General features: G+C 65.8%; 15 protein-coding genes. 9 read left to right on the forward strand and 6 right to left on the reverse strand.

Going from position 1 to position 17,488, the window contains the following annotated elements; all coding sequences use genetic code 11:
* Positions 1 to 20 precede the first annotated feature (20 nt).
* From hflX to EGT50_RS05350, 4 genes are all read left to right on the forward strand, one after another.
* The gene (hflX, locus tag EGT50_RS05335) at positions 21 to 1,520 is read left to right on the forward strand and encodes a GTPase HflX (RefSeq protein ID WP_235870595.1); all 1,500 of its coding nucleotides are present in this window, start codon (positions 21 to 23) and stop codon (positions 1,518 to 1,520) included.
* The gene (locus EGT50_RS05340; protein WP_235870596.1) at positions 1,513 to 2,667 is read left to right on the forward strand and encodes a hypothetical protein; all 1,155 of its coding nucleotides are present in this window, start codon (positions 1,513 to 1,515) and stop codon (positions 2,665 to 2,667) included. Before hflX ends, EGT50_RS05340 begins: the two co-directional genes overlap by 8 nt.
* A 90-nt stretch (positions 2,668 to 2,757) precedes the next feature.
* The gene (locus tag EGT50_RS05345; protein ID WP_127951556.1) at positions 2,758 to 4,059 is read left to right on the forward strand and encodes a uracil-xanthine permease family protein; all 1,302 of its coding nucleotides are present in this window, start codon (positions 2,758 to 2,760) and stop codon (positions 4,057 to 4,059) included.
* 147 nt (positions 4,060 to 4,206) lie between these two features.
* Positions 4,207 to 5,352, forward strand: coding sequence for an acyl-CoA dehydrogenase family protein (locus EGT50_RS05350; RefSeq protein WP_127951557.1), 1,146 nt, complete (start codon positions 4,207 to 4,209; stop codon positions 5,350 to 5,352).
* Between the two features lie 58 nt (positions 5,353 to 5,410).
* Here the strand turns inward: EGT50_RS05350 and lexA are convergent, their stop codons facing one another.
* On the reverse strand, positions 5,411 to 6,142 hold the full coding sequence (gene lexA / locus EGT50_RS05355) for a transcriptional repressor LexA (protein ID WP_127951558.1): 732 nt from the start codon (positions 6,140 to 6,142) through the stop codon (positions 5,411 to 5,413).
* A gap of 267 nt (positions 6,143 to 6,409) precedes the next feature.
* Between lexA and EGT50_RS05360 the strand changes: the two genes are divergently transcribed.
* The gene (locus EGT50_RS05360) at positions 6,410 to 6,895 is read left to right on the forward strand and encodes a LysM peptidoglycan-binding domain-containing protein (RefSeq protein ID WP_127951559.1); all 486 of its coding nucleotides are present in this window, start codon (positions 6,410 to 6,412) and stop codon (positions 6,893 to 6,895) included.
* A 254-nt stretch (positions 6,896 to 7,149) separates the two neighbouring features.
* Positions 7,150 to 7,641, forward strand: a complete 492-nt coding sequence (gene nrdR / locus EGT50_RS05365) for a transcriptional regulator NrdR (protein ID WP_127952191.1) — start codon at positions 7,150 to 7,152, stop codon at positions 7,639 to 7,641.
* Between the two features lie 35 nt (positions 7,642 to 7,676).
* Here nrdR and hrpA read toward each other — a convergent pair whose 3' ends face one another.
* Positions 7,677 to 11,603 carry an ATP-dependent RNA helicase HrpA gene (hrpA, locus tag EGT50_RS05370; protein WP_127951560.1) on the reverse strand — a complete coding sequence of 1,309 codons (3,927 nt, stop codon included), beginning with the start codon at positions 11,601 to 11,603 and terminating at the stop codon, positions 7,677 to 7,679.
* A 224-nt stretch (positions 11,604 to 11,827) separates the two neighbouring features.
* Here hrpA and EGT50_RS05375 point away from each other — a divergent pair, with 224 nt between their 5' ends.
* Both EGT50_RS05375 and EGT50_RS05380 read left to right on the forward strand, forming a co-directional pair.
* Entirely contained in the window at positions 11,828 to 13,192 is a 1,365-nt protein-coding gene (locus EGT50_RS05375; protein WP_127951561.1) for an MFS transporter, read from the forward strand.
* Positions 13,193 to 13,310: 118 nt separating this feature from the next.
* Positions 13,311 to 14,537 carry an aminotransferase family protein gene (locus EGT50_RS05380; protein WP_127951562.1) on the forward strand — a complete coding sequence of 409 codons (1,227 nt, stop codon included), beginning with the start codon at positions 13,311 to 13,313 and terminating at the stop codon, positions 14,535 to 14,537.
* Between the two features lie 19 nt (positions 14,538 to 14,556).
* On the opposite strand, the gene EGT50_RS05385 is transcribed toward EGT50_RS05380, so the two are convergent.
* Complete coding sequence (locus tag EGT50_RS05385) at positions 14,557 to 14,808, reverse strand: hypothetical protein (RefSeq protein WP_127951563.1); 252 nt, start codon at positions 14,806 to 14,808, stop codon at positions 14,557 to 14,559.
* Between the two features lie 17 nt (positions 14,809 to 14,825).
* Between EGT50_RS05385 and EGT50_RS05390 the strand changes: the two genes are divergently transcribed.
* On the forward strand, positions 14,826 to 15,521 hold the full coding sequence (locus tag EGT50_RS05390) for a hypothetical protein (protein ID WP_127951564.1): 696 nt from the start codon (positions 14,826 to 14,828) through the stop codon (positions 15,519 to 15,521).
* A 40-nt stretch (positions 15,522 to 15,561) separates the two neighbouring features.
* On the opposite strand, the gene EGT50_RS05395 is transcribed toward EGT50_RS05390, so the two are convergent.
* From EGT50_RS05395 to EGT50_RS05405, 3 genes are all read right to left on the reverse strand, one after another.
* Entirely contained in the window at positions 15,562 to 16,242 is a 681-nt protein-coding gene (locus EGT50_RS05395) for a PhzF family phenazine biosynthesis protein (protein WP_127951565.1), read from the reverse strand.
* An 82-nt stretch (positions 16,243 to 16,324) separates the two neighbouring features.
* Positions 16,325 to 16,858 (reverse strand): carboxymuconolactone decarboxylase family protein, encoded by a 534-nt coding sequence (locus EGT50_RS05400; protein ID WP_127951566.1) that lies wholly within the window; start codon positions 16,856 to 16,858, stop codon positions 16,325 to 16,327.
* Position 16,859: 1 nt separating this feature from the next.
* Positions 16,860 to 17,447 carry a peroxiredoxin gene (locus tag EGT50_RS05405; RefSeq protein WP_127951567.1) on the reverse strand — a complete coding sequence of 196 codons (588 nt, stop codon included), beginning with the start codon at positions 17,445 to 17,447 and terminating at the stop codon, positions 16,860 to 16,862.
* Positions 17,448 to 17,488 lie beyond the last annotated feature (41 nt).

Consider the following 17,488-nt stretch of genomic DNA (forward strand, 5'->3'; position numbering starts at 1 on the left):
TCGTGGGACCATGAACGTGTATGACGAAACCACACCCCACACAGTTCCCATCCGAGCCGGAGTCCCCCGAGACACCGGAGTTCCCTACTCGATCGGCAGCGCTCGATCACGAAGAGTATCTGGAAGACTTCGCTTCTCCCTCTGTCGGTGAGATGCAGCTCGACGAGCGCAGCGCGCTACGGCGTGTCGCGGGACTGTCCACCGAACTCACCGACGTCACCGAGGTCGAGTACCGACAGCTACGGCTCGAACGCGTGGTCCTGGTCGGCGTATGGACCAACGGGACCGTCGCGCAGGCGGACGCGAGCATGGCCGAACTAGCTGCACTGGCCGAGACCGCGGGGTCGAAAGTTCTCGAGGGCCTGGTGCAGCGACGGGACAAGCCGGACTCCGCCACCTACATCGGCTCCGGCAAAGCTGACGAACTTCGCCAGGTCGTGCTCGCGACCGAGGCCGACACCGTCATCTGCGACGGCGAGTTGACTCCCGCGCAGCTCACAGCTCTGGAGAAGGTCGTGAAGGTCAAGGTCATCGACCGGACCGCGCTGATCCTCGACATCTTCGCCCAGCACGCCACATCCCGGGAGGGCAAGGCTCAGGTCGCGTTGGCGCAGATGGAATACATGCTGCCGAGGCTGCGCGGTTGGGGCGAGTCGATGTCCCGGCAGGCCGGTGGTCGTGCCGGCAGCAACGGCGGTGTGGGTCTGCGCGGTCCTGGTGAGACCAAGATCGAGACGGATCGTCGGCGCATCCGGGAGCGGATGGCCAAACTGCGGCGTGAGATCAAGGGGATGAAGTCCGCGCGCGACACCAAGCGCAGTCACCGTCTGCGCAGCGAGATCCCTTCGATCGCGATCGTCGGCTACACCAATGCCGGCAAGTCGAGTTTGCTCAACGCCCTTACCGGGTCGGGTGTGCTCGTGCAGGATGCCCTGTTCGCCACCCTCGACCCCACTACGCGTCGGGCCCGGTTCGTCGATGGCCGCGAATACGTCCTGACCGACACCGTCGGGTTCGTCCGGCACCTGCCGACCCAACTGGTCGAGGCGTTTCGGTCGACGCTCGAGGAAGTGTCGGATGCAGACCTGCTGCTCCACGTCGTCGACGGTTCGGATCCGCTCCCAACCGACCAGATCAAGGCCGTCCGCGAGGTGATCACCGAAGTGATCCGCGAGAGCGACATGCCCGCTCCGACCGAGTTGATCGTGGTAAACAAGATCGACGCGGCGGACCCGGTGGTCCTGATGCAGTTGCGTGGTCTCCTGCGCGACGCCGTGTTCGTTTCCGCCAGAACCGGGGAAGGTGTCGATGAGCTCCGAGCACGTTTGGGTGAGGTCGTTCGTCGCCCCGAGGTCGAGGTGAATGTCCTTGTGCCCTACTCGCGAGGCGATCTTGTCGCCCGGATCCACTCGGACGGTCAGATCCTTGATTCGACGCACGAAGAACAGGGCACCCGGATGCGGGTGCGGGTGCCAGAGTCGCTCGCATCCGCCCTCGTCGACTACGCCGGGCGTGCGTAGCGCCCGCAACGTCCTGCGATTCTCACTGGCAGCGGCTGTGATGGCCGCGTCGGGCCTGCTCGTTGCGGCGCCCGCGGCCTCGCAAAGCACCGGATCCTCAGAGGTCCCGACGAGCGGGGCGCGGTTCGAGCAGTGGTGCACCCCCGCTGATCCGGCACTACGTGAACTATCTGGGCTAGCTGTCGCCGACGGCAGGATGTACGGCATCGGTGACAGCGGCACCGACGACACGCTCGCGGTGCTGGGCGGGGACTGCTCCGCGATCAGTACGCTCCCGGTGCCCGTGGATCCCTACGACGTCGAGGACATGGGTGTCGGGCCGGATGGTCGCCTGTGGCTCTCCGACATCGGCGACAACGACCGGGTTCGTTCGACAGTCGCGCTGATCAGCCTTGACCCCGGGTCCGGCGACGGGAATCTGCACCGGCTGACCTACCCGGACGGTGCACACGACGCTGAGACGTTGTTGATCCAGCGCGACGGTGTTCCGCTGATCGTCACCAAGGAGATCCTCGTCGCCAACGGGATCTACCGCCCCGTCGGAGGTTCCGGACTCGACAGTCTCGAAGTGCCCGGGCCCACCCCGCTCGAGCGAGTCGGCGAGGTACGCCTCGGTCCGACTTCCACGCCGGGCGGCCCGGTGCCGGTGGGCGGGTCCACATTGGTGACCGGCGGCGCGGTAAGCGCCGACGGCACTGTCGCCGCGCTGCGCACCTACACCGACGTGTACTTGTATTCGGCCCCCGACGGTGACCTGGTCCGCGCGATCACAGCGACCACACCCGTCCGAGTGGAGCTACCGAATCAGCCGCAGGGCGAGGCCATCGCGTTCACCTCGGACGGCGACCTGATTGCGGGCTCCGAGGCCGCCGGGGGGCCGCTACCGCCGCTTCGGATACTGCGGGACGCAACCGAACTCGTGCGTGGCGAGGGGCAGTCAAGGGACCCGGTCACGCTGTCGACGGAGGTCACCGGCTCCGACGAACGAGCCCCCGAGCAGGCCACGAGTGGAGACCGGTCGGCCGCCGGGCCGACTTCGGTTCTGATCGGCGGTGCCGTTGTCGCAGGACTCGCGAGCTACGCGCTCGTCCGCCGTCGCTCACGCGCCGCAGGGCACGGCGGGAAGCCGGATTCCGCAGCTGACTGAGGGTCAGGACGCTTCGCCGTTCCACAGCCACGACGCCGTCGGTGCCACCGGTTCTGGTGCCGATGGCGGCTACCCCTACTATCTCGTGTCGTGAGTGAGCCGGAGGGAACGGAATCCACGACAACCGCGACGGCCCGGGCATGGTCCTGGGCTGTCCACGGCGACGGTCGACGAATCAGTGACGGCGCGGTGGTGGCACCGCACGAGCGGCTGTCATGGCCGCGCACCATCGGTATCGGCATGCAGCACGTGATCGCGATGTTCGGTGCCACGCTGCTGGTGCCGACGATCACCGGATTCCCGGTGACCACGACGCTGCTCTTCTCCGGGATCGGCACGGCACTCTTCCTGGTCATCACCCGTGGACGTATACCCAGCTACCTCGGTTCGTCCTTCGCCTTCATTGCGCCGCTGAGCGCGTCCGCGGGCGAGGGTCCCGCGGCTCAGCTCGGCGGCGTCGTCGCGGCGGGTGTGGTGCTCATGCTGGTCGGCGCCCTCGTGAAGGCGGTAGGCGCCCGTGTCATCGACGCCGTCATGCCGCCTGTCGTGACGGGTGCAGTGGTCGCGCTGATCGGCCTCAACCTCGCTCCAGTGGCCACAGGATCCTTCCAGGCGCAGCCGCTGATCGCTACGGTCACATTATTGGCCATCATGCTCGCGACGGTGGTCGGCCCGGGCATCCTCGGCCGACTCGGCATCCTGATCGGTGTCGCTGTCGGCTGGGTGTTTGCCGCCGTCACGGGCGGTATCGCCGACGAGCGGGTCGACGCACTGAACGAGGCGGCGTGGTTCGGCGTCCCGGACCTGCAAGGGCCGACCTTCGAGCTGTCGGTGGTCCTGCTCGCACTGCCAGTCGTGATCGTGCTTGTCGCCGAGAACGTCGGACACGTCAAGGCCGTCGCTGCCATGACCGGGCGTTCACTCGACGACCAGGCCGGCAACGCGCTTTTCGCAGACGGGCTTGCCACCACCCTTGCCGGTGTGGGCGGCGGTTCGGGTACTACCACCTACGCCGAGAACATCGGCGTCATGGCAGCCACCCGCGTCTACTCCACCGCGGCCTACTGGATCGCCGCGGCCACAGCGGTCATCTTGTCCTTCTCGCCCAAGTTCGGTGCGCTCGTGTTCACCGTGCCCGAGGGCGTCATCGGCGGCGCGACCCTCGTGCTGTACGGCCTGATCGGTGTTCTCGGCGTGCGGATCTGGTTGGACGCGAAGGTCGATCTCACCGACCCCGTCAACCTGACCGTGGCCGCGACCGCCCTCGTTGCGGGCGTCGGCGACCTTACCTTGTCGATCGGATCCGTCGAACTGGGCGGCATTGCTTGGGGCTCGGTCGGCATCCTTATCGCCTACCCTGTGATGCGGCGGCTCTACGCACAGCGCCGCTGACCTCGGCCGAGCACTGTTCGTTTCTGCGATACACGGTCACGAATCGTGCTCGCCTCGGTCATGGATCGACGCTGACCGGCGCCCTACGGTCGTGTCGAAGAAGCACACCCGCTTACCCACCGGTGGACGTAGACACGAGGAGAAGTAGTGGAACGCACGCTGTTCGAACCGGAGCACGAACTATTCCGAGAGTCCTACCGCAAGTTTCTCGACCAGCACGTCGCGCCCTTCCATGATCAGTGGGAGGAGCAGAACATCGTCGATCGCTCGGTGTGGGTAGAGGCTGGCAAGCAGGGCTTCCTCGGCATGGCGGTGCCCGAGGAGTACGGCGGCGGGGGAGTTGACGACTTCCGCTACAACATGGTCCTCACCGAGGAGACGACCCACGGCGGCTACTCAGGCCTCGGCTTCATGTTGCACAACGACGTTGTCGCGCCGTACTTGATCAATCTGACCAACGACGAACAGAAGCGGCGGTGGCTCCCTGGGTTCTGTTCGGGTGAGCTCATCACCGCTATCGCGATGACCGAACCCGGCACCGGCAGCGATCTGCAGAACATCAAGACCCGAGCCGTCCGGGACGGCGATCACTGGATCCTGAACGGCGCCAAGACTTTCATCACCAACGGTGTCAACGCCGACATCGTCATCGTCGTCGCGTGCACCGACCCGGAGAAGGGGGCTCAGGGCTTCTCGCTGTTCGTCGTGGAGCGGGGAATGGAAGGCTTCGAGCGCGGGCGAAACCTCGACAAGATCGGCCTGAAGGCCCAGGACACGGCAGAACTCAGCTTCACGGACGTGCGGGTGCCCGCCGAGAACCTGCTGGGCGAGGAGGGGATGGGCTTCATCTACCTGATGCAGAACTTGCCGCAGGAACGTTTGTCCATCGCTGTGGTCGCCGCCGCGGCCATGGAGTCCTCCCTCGAGATGACGATCCAGTACTGCCGTGACCGCAAGGCGTTCGGCAAGTCCATCGGTAGCTTCCAGAACACCCGGTTCGTGCTCGCGGAGCTGGCCACCGAGACGACGGCTGTTCGGGTGCTCGTCGACCGTTTCGCCGAGCAATTGTGCGCCGGCAAGCTCACGGTGCAGGAGGCGGCGATGGCCAAGTGGTGGACGACCGAGGCTCAGGTCAAGCTCATTGACCGCTGCCTTCAGTTGCACGGTGGCTACGGCTATATGCGTGAGTACCCGATCGCCAAGGCGTACATGGATTCTCGCGTCCAGACGATCTACGGTGGGACCAGCGAGATCATGAAGGAGATCATCGGCCGGGGTCTCGACCTGGCCTGATCGGTCGCGACGAGACGGGCGGGCCCACGGCGAAACCGTGGGCCCGCCCGTCTCGTCGTCAGAGCTTGCGCATCACGGTGACGACCTTGCCCAGGATCGCGGCGTCGTTGCCGGGGATCGGATCGAACAAGCGGTTGTGCGGCATGAGCCATACATCTTTGCCAGTGCGCTTGAACGTCTTCACCGTGGCTTCCCCGTCGATCATCGCGACCACGATGTCGCCGTTGTCGGCAACGTTCTGCTGGCGCACGACCACCCAGTCGCCGTCGCAGATCGCGGCGTCGATCATGGACTCGCCGACGACCTTCAGTAGGAATAGCGAGCCCTGCCCGACCAGTTCGCGAGGCAGGGGGAAGACGTCCTCGACGGCTTCCTCGGCGAGTATGGGACCACCGGCAGCGATCCGGCCGAGCACCGGGACGAGCGTCGGCGCAGGGAGTTCGTCAGCGGGCGCGATCGTCGTCGTACCGCCATCGACACTCTGGAGCCCCGCCCGGCCCCTGTCGGTGCCCGGACCTTCCAGACCGCGTACGTCGACGGCCCTGGGGCGGTTCGGGTCGCGGCGGAGGAACCCCTTTCGCTCGAGTGTGCGCAGCTGGTGCGCGACCGACGACGTCGATGTCAGCCCCACCGCGTCGCCGATCTCGCGGATGCTCGGAGGGTAGCCGCGCTCTGCAACCGAGGCTCGAATGACCTCGAGGACCTTGCGCTGACGTTCGGTGAGGGTGCCGGCGTCGACGGACGGCTCGTGCCCGGTTCTGCCCGCGGTACGCGAGGTGTCGTCCTTCATGTCCGTTCGCCTCCTTGCGGCCCCGCCGCCTCCGCGCCGGATTTGTGGTGCCGGTCGTCCATTCCGCCTGTATGCACAGCAAATGTATCCCGATCATCGCTCGACTTCAAACATCAGTTCGACTTGCACGTCGAATATTGCTGACTTTTGCCGACACGCGTGGTAAAAATCGAATGTGTGTTCTATCGAACGCATGAGCGAAGAGTTCGAATTCGGACGACTTGAATTGCGTCAGACAAGCGAAAACGACTCGGTGGGAGGGTTCGGATGGACGTGGCACTCTCGGGGAACGGCCAGACGCGGATCATGGCGACACGGACTGGGCGGAGGTCGGCGCACCGCGTCGCGAGGACCCATCCCTCCGCCGGCATGGTTCGCTACGACGTGATCCCGCGGCACGGGGTGCCGCGAAGGGGTGCGGCGCAATCTACGTGCCCGTCGCGTAGCCCGGGCAGTCGGGACGCACGGTCTGCCGGCTTCGCGAGTGTGGTCGCGGCGGTTGTGCTCACGATCGGCGTCGTTGTCGGCATGGATGCGCTCGCAAGGTTGGCGGCGGAGCCGGACGGGATCCCGGCGGAGACTGCCACAGTGCAGGTACGCGACGGTGAGACCCTGAGCGCTGTTGCGTCACGGATCGCCCCGGGCGCGCCGATCGGCCGGGTAGTCGACCGCATCATGGAGTTGAACGACATGCCGGGCGTGAGCGTCCGGGCCGGTCAGACGCTGCTCGCACCGGTCTCGCTCTCGGGCTGAGCTTGGCCGTGGGCTAGGAACGGAGGAGGCGCTCGATCATGGGGCTGCCGCTGCAGTCGGACTGGATGTTCCCTTGTCTAGTTGCTGGGGAGTCGCTGCCAATCTGGGAGAGGCGGGTATTCTCGAATCCTGTCAGTCACACCACATCAAGTGGCCGCGTCGAGTTCGTTCCTGCTGTGCGTGCGCCGGTCCCGCTGGAACCGGCTGCGGTCGAGAAGCGACGTAGCGGCCACAACGGCTACGAAGGACGCACCATGCACTGCCCGTTCTGTCGGCACCCTGATTCGCGCGTGGTCGATTCCCGTGAAGCTGACGAGGGCGCCGCGATTCGCCGGCGGCGTGCGTGCCCCGAGTGTGGACGCAGGTTCACGACTGTCGAGACCGCGGTCCTCGCGGTCGTCAAACGTAGCGGCGTCACAGAGCCGTTCAGCCGAGAGAAGGTCGTCCGCGGTGTGCAGCGGGCCTGTCAGGGGCGGCAGGTCGACAACGACGCGCTGTATCTGCTCGCTCAGCAGGTCGAGGACACCGTGCGCGCATCCGGGTCGCCGGAGATTCCCAGTCACGAGGTCGGATTGGCCATCCTCGGTCCCCTTCGTGATCTCGACGAGGTCGCCTACCTTCGCTTTGCGTCGGTATATCGGTCCTTCAGCTCGGCCGAGGACTTCGAGCGCGAGATCAAGGACCTGCGGACCCACCGCGAAAGCCGCGCAGCCGAACTCGCCGACGCCGAGTCTGCAACCGAGTAGTTCCTCGGCCTCTCGCCGTGTGGTGCCGAGGCGGATCAGCGACGAATCGCGTCGATCGCCCTGAGGATCCGCTTCTCGGATACCGGAATTGCGGTGCCCAGTGTCTGCGCGAACAGGCTCACGCGCAGTTCCTCGATCTTCCACAGAATTTCGTCCACGTCGGCGTCGCTGCGGCGTTCCTCCGGCAATGCCGAGATCATGCGGTCGTATGCCGCATACACTCGGTCGAGCGAATCCATCCCGGTGCGGTCGCGTTCGCGGCTCGCCGGCAAGGACTCGAGACGCATCGACGCCGCCGCGAGGTAGCGGGGCAGGTTCCCGAGGCGGCTCGAGCCGAGCTGCGTCACGAAACCTGGGAAAAGCAACGACTCTCGCTGTTCCCGTACGTCGTCGGCGGCCTCGCCCGTAGCCTGCTCGAGGAGGACGGCCAGTCGATGTGCCTCGGCCAGCGCCGGCAACAGTAGTCTCAGCAGCCGTGCGACCCGGGTGGTGAGCTGTGATCGGACGGTGGCCGTAAGCGCCTCGAACGACACGGGATCTCGAACAGGGCCACCGTTCTCCGCGATCAACTCGTCCACCGCGCAGGCTCGACAGTCCGCGAGGAGGGCGTCGAAGCTGCCGTCCGGATTCTGTCCAAGCGCCAGCCGATCGGCGTTGCTCATCCCGCGCGTCACCGAGTTGGCTTGGGTTGGAACGGCGCGCAACAGGAGTTGGCGGGTGCCATCACGCATCGCGACCCGCTGCGCTGCGCGTGAGGTCAGTACCCGCACCGCGACCCCGGACTCTTCCGCGACGAGCGCCGGGTACCCGGTGACCTTCTGGCCGCTGACCGTCTGTGTCACCGATTCCGGCAGCGTTCCCAGGGTCTGCACGGTCCATTCGAGTGCGGGTCTTCGCTCGGTGTTCGAGGCCGCCTTGGCAACTTCGACCTCGACCCTTGGAGCGAGCGTCCGGCGCAAGGCCGTGAGATCCTTGTCCTTCCCGAGGATCTTGCCCTTCTTGTCCACGGCCGCGAACGTCATCCGCAAATGTGCGGGGAGCGAGGCAATGTCGAAGTCCGTCGGTTCGATCCGGCACGAACCGAGCCGCGAGAGTTCCCGTGCCATCGCATGGACGAGCGATTCGGAGCGTGGCTTCACCGCGGCGAGTGCAGCGGCAGCGAAGTCGGGCGCCGGAACCACCTGGCGTCGCATCTGTTTCGGCAGGGTCTTGATCAATGCGGCGACCAGTTCGCTGCGCATGCCCGGTACCAGCCAGTCGAAGCCGATCGGGCGAACCCCGGCCAGCAGGGCGACCGGGATTCGTGCGGTCACACCGTCGTCGTCCTTGCCCGGCTCGAACTGATAGGTGAGAGGGAACTGGAGGTCTCCCTGACGCCACGCCCCGGGATAGTCGCCCTCGAGGACAGCGGCGGAGTCTGCGTTCACGACCGTCGCGGTCGTGAAGGTCAGCAGGTTCGGGTCCTGTCGGCGTGCCTTCTTCCACCATGTGTCGAAGTGCTTGGCGGACACCACCTCCGGGCCGACGCGTTCATCATAGAATTCGAACAGCGTCTCGTCGTCGACGAGGATGTCGCGGCGGCGGGCTCGGTGCTCGAGCTCCTCGACGTCGTCGAGCAGCGCTCGGTTGGCGTGGAAGAAATCGTGCTGTGTCCGCCACTCGCCCTGCACTAGCGCATGACGGATGAACAACTCACGCGACGCATTCGGATCGATCGAGCCGTAGGCCACCGGGCGTCCGGTGACCAGCGGGACGCCGTAGAGCGTGACGCGCTCGTAGGCCATCGCGCAGGCTCGCTTGGTCGACCAGTGTGGTTCCGAGTACGTGCGTTTGACCAGATGCGGGGCGAGCTTCTCGGCCCACTCGGGCTCGATTCGCCCGGCGATGCGCGCCCACAAGCGCGACGTCTCGACCAGCTCCGTGGCCATCACCCAGCGCGGCGGCTTCTTGAACAGACCCGAGCCGGGGAATATGGCGAACCGACTTCCGCGCGCGCCGAGGAAATCCCGCCGGTCACCTTCACGGAGGCCGATGTGGGATAGCAGGCCCGCCAGCAGGGACTGGTGGATCGCGGTCTCGGCCAGTTTGGCATCCGCAACGGCGGATCGCGTTGTGTCCCAACCGAGCCTACGGGTGATCTCACGAAGTTGTCCGTGCAGGTCCTGCCATTCCCGGATCCGCAGCCAGTGCAGGAACTCGTTCCGGCACATCCTCCGGAACTGGTTGGAGCTCAGATCCTTCCGCTGTGCGCGGAGGTAGTCCCACAGCCTCAGATAGGTGAGGAAGTCGGAGTTCTCGACGTCGAATCGGGCGTGCTTTTCGTCGGCGGCCTGCTGGAAATCGGCTGGCCGTTCACGCACGTCCTGGATCGACAGCGCCGAGACGATTACGAGCATCTCGCGCAGGCAGCCGTTCCTGTGCGCCTCCACCAGCATGCGGGCCATCCGCGGATCGACTGGGAGTTGCGCGAGTTCGCGTCCTGTCGGCGTAAGCTCGGGACCCCTCGGCGCCTGGCCGTCACTCGCAGCGTGCTTGCCTGATGCGATCGCTCCGAGCTCCTCGAGTAACGCGATACCGTCACGGATCGCGCGCGGGTCCGGCGGCTCGACGAACGGGAAGGCCTCGATGTTGCCGAGACCGAGCGCCGCCATCTGAAGCACGACCGACGCGAGGTTGGTGCGCAGGATCTCCGGTTCGGTGAACTGCGGCCGCGACTCGAAGTCGTCCTCCGAGTACAGGCGAATACAGATGCCGTCCGAGACGCGGCCGCACCGGCCGGCACGCTGGCGGGCCGAGGCCTGTGAGATGGGTTCGATCGGCAGCCGCTGCACCTTCGTCCGTACCGAGTACCGGCTGATACGTGCAGTGCCGGGGTCGATGACATAGCGAATGCCAGGCACGGTCAACGATGTCTCGGCGACGTTCGTCGAGAGCACGACGCGGCGACCGGTGTGCGGGGTGAAGACCTTGTGCTGTTCGGCGGCCGACAGCCGCGCATACAACGGGACGATCTCGGTGTTCCGGAGCTTGCGGTCGCGCAACCCGTCGGCGGTGTCGCGAATCTCGCGTTCGCCGGACAGGAAGACCAGGATGTCCCCGTCACCCTCCCCGCACAGCTCCTCGACGGCCTCACATACCGCGTCGACGGGATCACGATCGAAAGTCTGGTCGCCGACCTGGGCGGTGAGCGGCCGATAACGCATTTCGACGGGATACGTACGCCCCGACACCTCCACGATCGGAGCGGGGACGCCATCGACCGCGAAGTGTTGCGCGAACCGCTCCGGGTCGATGGTCGCCGAGGTGATGATGACCTTGAGATCGGGCCGGCGAGGTAGCAACTGCTTGAGGTAGCCGAGGATGAAGTCGATGTTGAGGCTTCGCTCGTGGGCCTCGTCGATGATGAGGGTGTCGTAGCGGCGCAACATCCGGTCGCGCTGGATTTCCGCGAGCAGGATTCCGTCGGTCATCAGCTTGACGAGTGTGGAGTCCGAGACCTGGTCGGTGAAGCGGACGGTGTAGCCGACAGTGTCGCCGAGGTCGCGGCCCACCTCCTCTGCGATCCGTTCCGCGACAGTGCGGGCCGCGAGTCGGCGGGGCTGCGTGTGCCCGATCATGCCGCGGATGCCCCGGCCCAGTTCGAGGCAGATCTTGGGGATTTGAGTCGTCTTGCCGGAGCCGGTCTCACCGGCCACGACCACGACTTGGTGAGATTCGATCGCGGCGGCGATGTCGTCGCGGCGCGCGCTGACAGGCAGCGTCTGTGGGTACTTGATGACCGGGACACCGTCGCGCCGGGCGGCCAGGCGCGCGCGTGCCGATTCGATCGCGTCGGCGAGGGCGACCATCGCCTCCGGGGTCCGGGCCCGATCCAGTCGTTTCCGAAGCCGGTGTTCGTCGCGAAGAGCGAGCTCGCCCAGGCTGTTCTCAAGATCCCGGCGGCTCGGAGTTGTGGTGGACATGCTGGCAACAGGGTAGCCAAACCCGCTCGGCGCGCTGCGATGTGGCCGCAGGAGATGCGCTCGAGCGGCTGGTGACCAGGTGGATCGCCAAGTTCGGTCGGCGCACCGGACGGGAGCGCTCTAGGTTCGTTGGGAGGCTGAATCGATTCCTGGTCACGGACGGGTGTCGCACGGCGCCGGACCGCGGCGGAAAGGGGCTCGCCGAAACCCCAAGGAGGCCGAACATGACATCCGCGTGGCCGCCAGATCCGAGGGAATCGGTTCCACCAGGCGTTTTGCGTCGGGCGGTCGCGGCATCCGCGATGGGCAACGCCACCGAATGGTTCGACTACGGCATTTACGCATTCACCGTTTCATACATTTCGGTGACGTTCTTCCCCGCGGAGGGCGGTTCGGGCACGCTGTACGCGCTGCTCGTGTTCGCGGTGTCCTTCCTGGTCCGGCCGCTCGGTGGGCTGGTGTGGGGGCCCCTGGGTGACCGACTGGGGCGCCGTCAAGTGCTCGCCCTCACGATCGTCCTGATGGCGGGCGCCACGTTCGGAATCGGCCTGTTGCCCGGATACGACGCCATCGGGTGGTGGGCGCCCTTCCTGTTGGTGTTGTTACGCATGGTGCAGGGTTTCTCGACCGGCGGTGAGTACGGCGGGGCCGCCACCTTCATGGCGGAGTACTCCCCGGACCGCAAGCGCGGCTTCTACGGGAGTTTCCTCGAGTTCGGCACCCTCGGCGGGTACGCGCTCGGTGCGATCGTGGTGCTCGGAGTGGACTTGGCGTCCACGGACGCATTCATGCAGACGTGGGGTTGGCGACTGCCATTCCTGATCGCCGGCCCGCTGGGCCTCGTGGGCCTGTACCTGCGGACCAGGCTCGCGGACACGCCGGTGTTCCGGGAACTCGACGCAGAGGGTGCCACGGAGCACGCGGCAACCACCGAGTTCAAAGACCTGGTCACCAGGTACTGGAAGCCGATCCTGCTGCTGACCGGGCTGGTGATCGCACTCAACATCACCAACTACACGTTGCTCGGCTACATGCCGACATATCTCGAAACTCAGATCGGTCTGACGTCGACGGAGTCCCTGACGCTGTTCACTGTCGGTCAGCTCGTCATGATGACCATGATCCCGTTCGCGGGGGCGTTGTCGGACCGGGTGGGGCGCAAACCACTGTGGTTCACATCGCTGGTCGGCCTGTTCGTGTTCGCGGTCCCGATGTATCTGTTGATGCGTCAGGGCTTTGGGTGGGCGATAGTCGCATTCGCGATCCTGGGGACCTTGTACCTGCTGCAGTTGTCCACCATCTCGGCTACGTTCCCTGCGATGTTCCCCACACACGTCCGGTTCGCGGGGTTCGCCATCGCGTACAACGTGTCGACATCGCTGTTCGGCGGCACGGCGCCCGCCGCTAACGACTTCCTCATCGACTGGACGGGAAACACTCTGATGCCGGCGTTCTACATGATGAGTGCCTGTGTCGTCGGACTCGTAGCGCTGGTGTTCGTTACCGAGACGGCGGGAGCGTCGATCCGCGGGCGCGGCATTCCAGGTGTGGACACCGAGGCACAGCCGTCCGCCTTCGCCCACAAGTAGCCGCGGTCTGGCAGTTCGGAAAGTCGGGGAGTCCGAAAAGCGGTGACTCCTCGTCCAGTGGCATAGTCGCCTGCAGCGGTTTTTTGAACCTGCAGTGGTTTTTGAAGAAGGGACGAAGATGACTTCGGCACTGTGGCACGGATTCGCGGATATGGGAGCGGTGCAGCGCGACGGCGCGTTCGTGGTGACCCGGGGTGAGGGTGCTTACATCTGGGACGACCGTGGGGCTCGATATCTCGATGCGACTGCTGGCCTGTGGTTCGCCAACGTCGGGCACGGACGCACCGAGATCGCCGACGCCGTCGGGGCGCAGTTGTCGAAGGTGGCTCACTTTTCGAACTTCGGCGATTTCACCTCCGACGTCACGTGCGCGCTAGCCGAGCGGCTGGCCGAGATCGCGCCGGTGCCAGGTTCGAAGGTGTTCTTCACGTCGGGTGGCTCCGACTCCGTCGACACGGCTGCCAAGCTGGCTCGTCGGTACTGGATCGAAGTTGGGATGCCATCGAAGAAACTGATCGTGGGCAGGCAGAAGGCATACCACGGCATGCACGTCGCGGGCACCGCACTCGCCGGTATCCCGGTCAACCGAGAGGGATACGGAGAGCTGATGCCGGATACCCGCACCGTGCAGTGGGACGATGCGAAGGACCTGCTCGATCTGATCGAGCGTGAGGGCGCCGACACCATCGCTGCGTTCTTCTGTGAGCCGATCATCGGGGCCGGTGGCGTCTATCTTCCTCCCGCGGGCTATCTCACCGAGGTTCGCGACATCTGCCGCGAGCACGGCATCCTGTTCGTCGTCGACGAGGTCGTAACCGGGTTCGGGCGGATCGGCGGGTCGTGGTTCGCGTCCACACGCTTTGATCTTCAGCCCGACATGGTGACCACCGCGAAGGGGCTCACCTCGGGATATGTCCCGATGGGGGCGGTTCTTATCGCGCCGCGCGTCGCCGAACCGTTCTTCGGTGGCGGAGTGTGGTGGAGGCACGGCTACACCTACGGGGGCCACGCGGGGGCGGCGGCCGCGGCTATGGCCAATCTTGACATCGTCGAGCGCGAAGGCCTGCTCGCGGAATCGAAGCGGCTGGAAGCGTCGTTGCACGAACATCTGCTCCCGCTCGCGTCGCACCCGCGGGTTGCGGAGGTGCGCAGTGGACTCGGCGCGGTCGCGGCGGTGCAGTTGGCCGATCCGGCCGAGGCACTGCCGTTCGTGAAGGCCCTGCGGGAGGTGGGGATCTCGGGTCGTGCCGCCGGACAAGGCGCCATGCAGTTCTCGCCGTCGTTCGTCATGACCGACGATCAGGTCGCCGAGATGGCGGCGGGAGTAGCCAAGGCGCTGGGCTGAGCACCGGTCCAGCGCCGGCTCAGCGGCGTCGACGCAGTCGGCGCGACACGCGTTGCAGCAGAGGCGGTTTCACCTCGACAAGGTCGACGGTGGCGCGGTCAGCGGCAGCGGATGCCTGCGCGAAGCGGGCGTGGAGCCGGTCGCGGACCTCGTCGGCACTGTAGGCGCGGCGTCGCCGCTCGGCTCGCACCACCAGGACCCCGCCGGCGGCGACGCCCACGGCGCCGGCCAGGCCTAGGACTTTCAACACGCGTCTGCTGTCCAAGCGCATCGCCTTAGGCTAGGGGTATGACTCGGCGGACGCACGTATCGCAGGTCGATCTGGATGACGCGGTGGACATTACCCGCACCGGCGACATCTGGATCTTCCGTGGGCAATCCGGGGCCGATCGTGCGATCCAGACACTCACGAACAGCCCCGTGAACCACGTCGGGATGTCCGTCGCCCTCGACGATCTGCCGCCGCTGATGTGGCATGCCGAACTCGGACATTCGCTCCCGGACATGTGGACCGGCAGGTTCCAGCGTGGCGTCCAACTGCATGATCTGCGGGCCGCCGTCCAGGTGTGGGGTACGCGTTACGGTCAGCGTGCATGGCTGCGGCAACTCGAGAGTCCTGTCACTCGTGAGCAGGAGGACGCGTTGATGCGGACCATTGCCCGACTCGATGGCACACCCTTCCCCTCCACGGCGCGGTTGGCGTCGCGGTGGGTCGGCGGGCGGCTGCCCAAGCGGCGCAGGCGTCGCGGTCGCGGCGAGGCGCAGCAAGATGCCGGTGTCGAGAGCATCTACTGTGCTGAGGTGGTGGCGTCGACCTACGAGGCGATGGGACTTCTGACGTCCGAACGCAAGGTCAACTGGTACGACCCGGGCCGGTTCTGGAGCGGTGACCGTCTTCCGTTGGCTCCGGGCGTGAGGATGGGCGATGAGATCGCTGTACTCCTCGGCCCGGATGGCCCCGCCGGAGACATTCCCCGACCGTGATTGAAGAGACCTAGGGCCGTGAACCGTCCTGTGGTGAGTATCAGATGGTGACGGTGCGTTCTGCGTGGACGAGTCCGCCGATCTCGACCCAGCCGTCGGCATCGAACTTCGTGTGGATTCGAGAGCCTCGTCCCTGGTTGATGAGCAGCGACCGCCGCAGGTGGGCAGTGATCCGCACTGCCGCCGATCCCGTGGCCTCGTCCTCGCTGATCCCGAGCTTCGGTGCGAACATTCGTGACCGGATGCGTCCCTCGAGTTCGTCCTCCCACGCCCAGATGTAGTGCTGTCCGTCGGTGAAGTCCTGCGCTCGCGCGTGGTTGACGTTGTCGACGTGGGGCATCGGGTGGAGCGCGAACTCGGGAGCCCATTCGGGTCGGGTGCGAACCCAAGCCACGCCGTGCCGGATGCAGATCTCGACACGGCCGGCCGGTACATCGATGGCCTCGATGGCGAAGCCGTTTTGATCCAGCCACCAGGTCAGGCCGACGGTGGGGTGCCCAGCGAACGGGAGCTCGGACACGGGGGTGAAGATGCGTGCGCGGACGGTCTGCGCGCCGGGCTCGGGCATTTCGACGAATACCGTCTCGCTGAATCCGAGGCGCTTGGCGATCGCCTGACGTTCGGACTCGTCGACGGCGGCCGCGTCGATTATGCCGAGCGGATTGCCGTGTTTCCCATCGGAATCGGTGAACACACGAACGACATGGACGTCGATGGTCATAGGGACCAGGTTATCGCTGAAACGCCCGAAGTCCCCCGAGATGGCGAGACCACGTCGGGGGACTTCGATGCGTGTGCAGCGGTCAGGCGTTCGCGAGGATGTCGTTCACGACCAGCGCCTGCGCGACACCCTGGAGAGTGGCCGCGACCTTCACGGCCTCCCAGACCTGCTCCTTGGTGAAGCCCTCCTTGCGCACGACGGCGTCGTGCGCGGCGGTGCAGTCGTGGCAGCCGTTGATCGTGGACACGGCCAACGACCACAGCTCGAAATCGGCCTTCTCGACACCGGGGTTGCCGATGATGTTCATACGAAGACCCATGCGCACCTGGGCGAACTCGTCACCTAGGAAGCCCTTGGCGCGGTAGGCGACGTTGTTCATGCCCATGATCGATGCGGCACCGAGGGCCGCGTTGTACGCCTCGGCCGACAGCACATCGGCGGCCTCTTCGGCGATCTCCCGCAGCACCGAAGCCGACCTGGTGGCGGCTGCGCACGCGAGGAAGGTGCCCCACAGCTGCTGCTCGTTCAGTTCGGTCGAGCGCGCGAGCGAACCGAGGTTGAGCTTGAGGTCCTTGGCGTACTCGGGAAGCGAGTTCTTGAGATTCTCGACTGACATATCAGACGCCCTCGGTCATGAGAGCGCCGGCATCGATCGTCGGGTCGCCCTTCTTCCAGTTGCAGGCACACAGCTCGTCGGACTGCAGGGCGTCGAGGACACGCAGCACCTCGTCGACGTTGCGGCCCACGGATCCGGCGGTGACCGAGACGAACTGGACCTCGTTGTTCGGGTCCACGATGAAAGTGGCGCGGTCGGCGACACCGTCGGCGTTCAGGACGCCGGTGGCCTCGGAAAGTTCACGCCCCAGATCCGAGAGCATCGGGAAGGGGAGGGTCTTGAGGTCCTCGTGCTGGGCACGCCACTGGAAGTGGACGAACTCGTTGTCGACCGAGGCGCCGAGTACCTGAGTGTCACGATCGGCGAACTCGCCGTTCAGCTTGCCGAACGCGGCGATCTCTGTCGGGCAGACGAAGGTGAAGTCCTTGGGCCAGAAGAAGATGACGCGCCACTTGCCGGCGTAGTCGTCACTGGTGACCTGGGTGAAGTAGTCATCAGGCTGCTTGGCGTCGACCTTGGACAGGTCGCCACCGATCACGGCGGTCAGGTTGTAAGCCGGGAACTGGTCGCCGATGGTCAGCAGAGCCATGTGTGGTCGTCCTCCTACTTGATTTCGTGCATTGGATGCGC

The sequence above is a fragment of the Rhodococcus xishaensis genome, assembly GCF_004011825.1.
In the GTDB taxonomy this organism is placed as follows: Bacteria; Actinomycetota; Actinomycetes; order Mycobacteriales; family Mycobacteriaceae; genus Prescottella; species Prescottella xishaensis.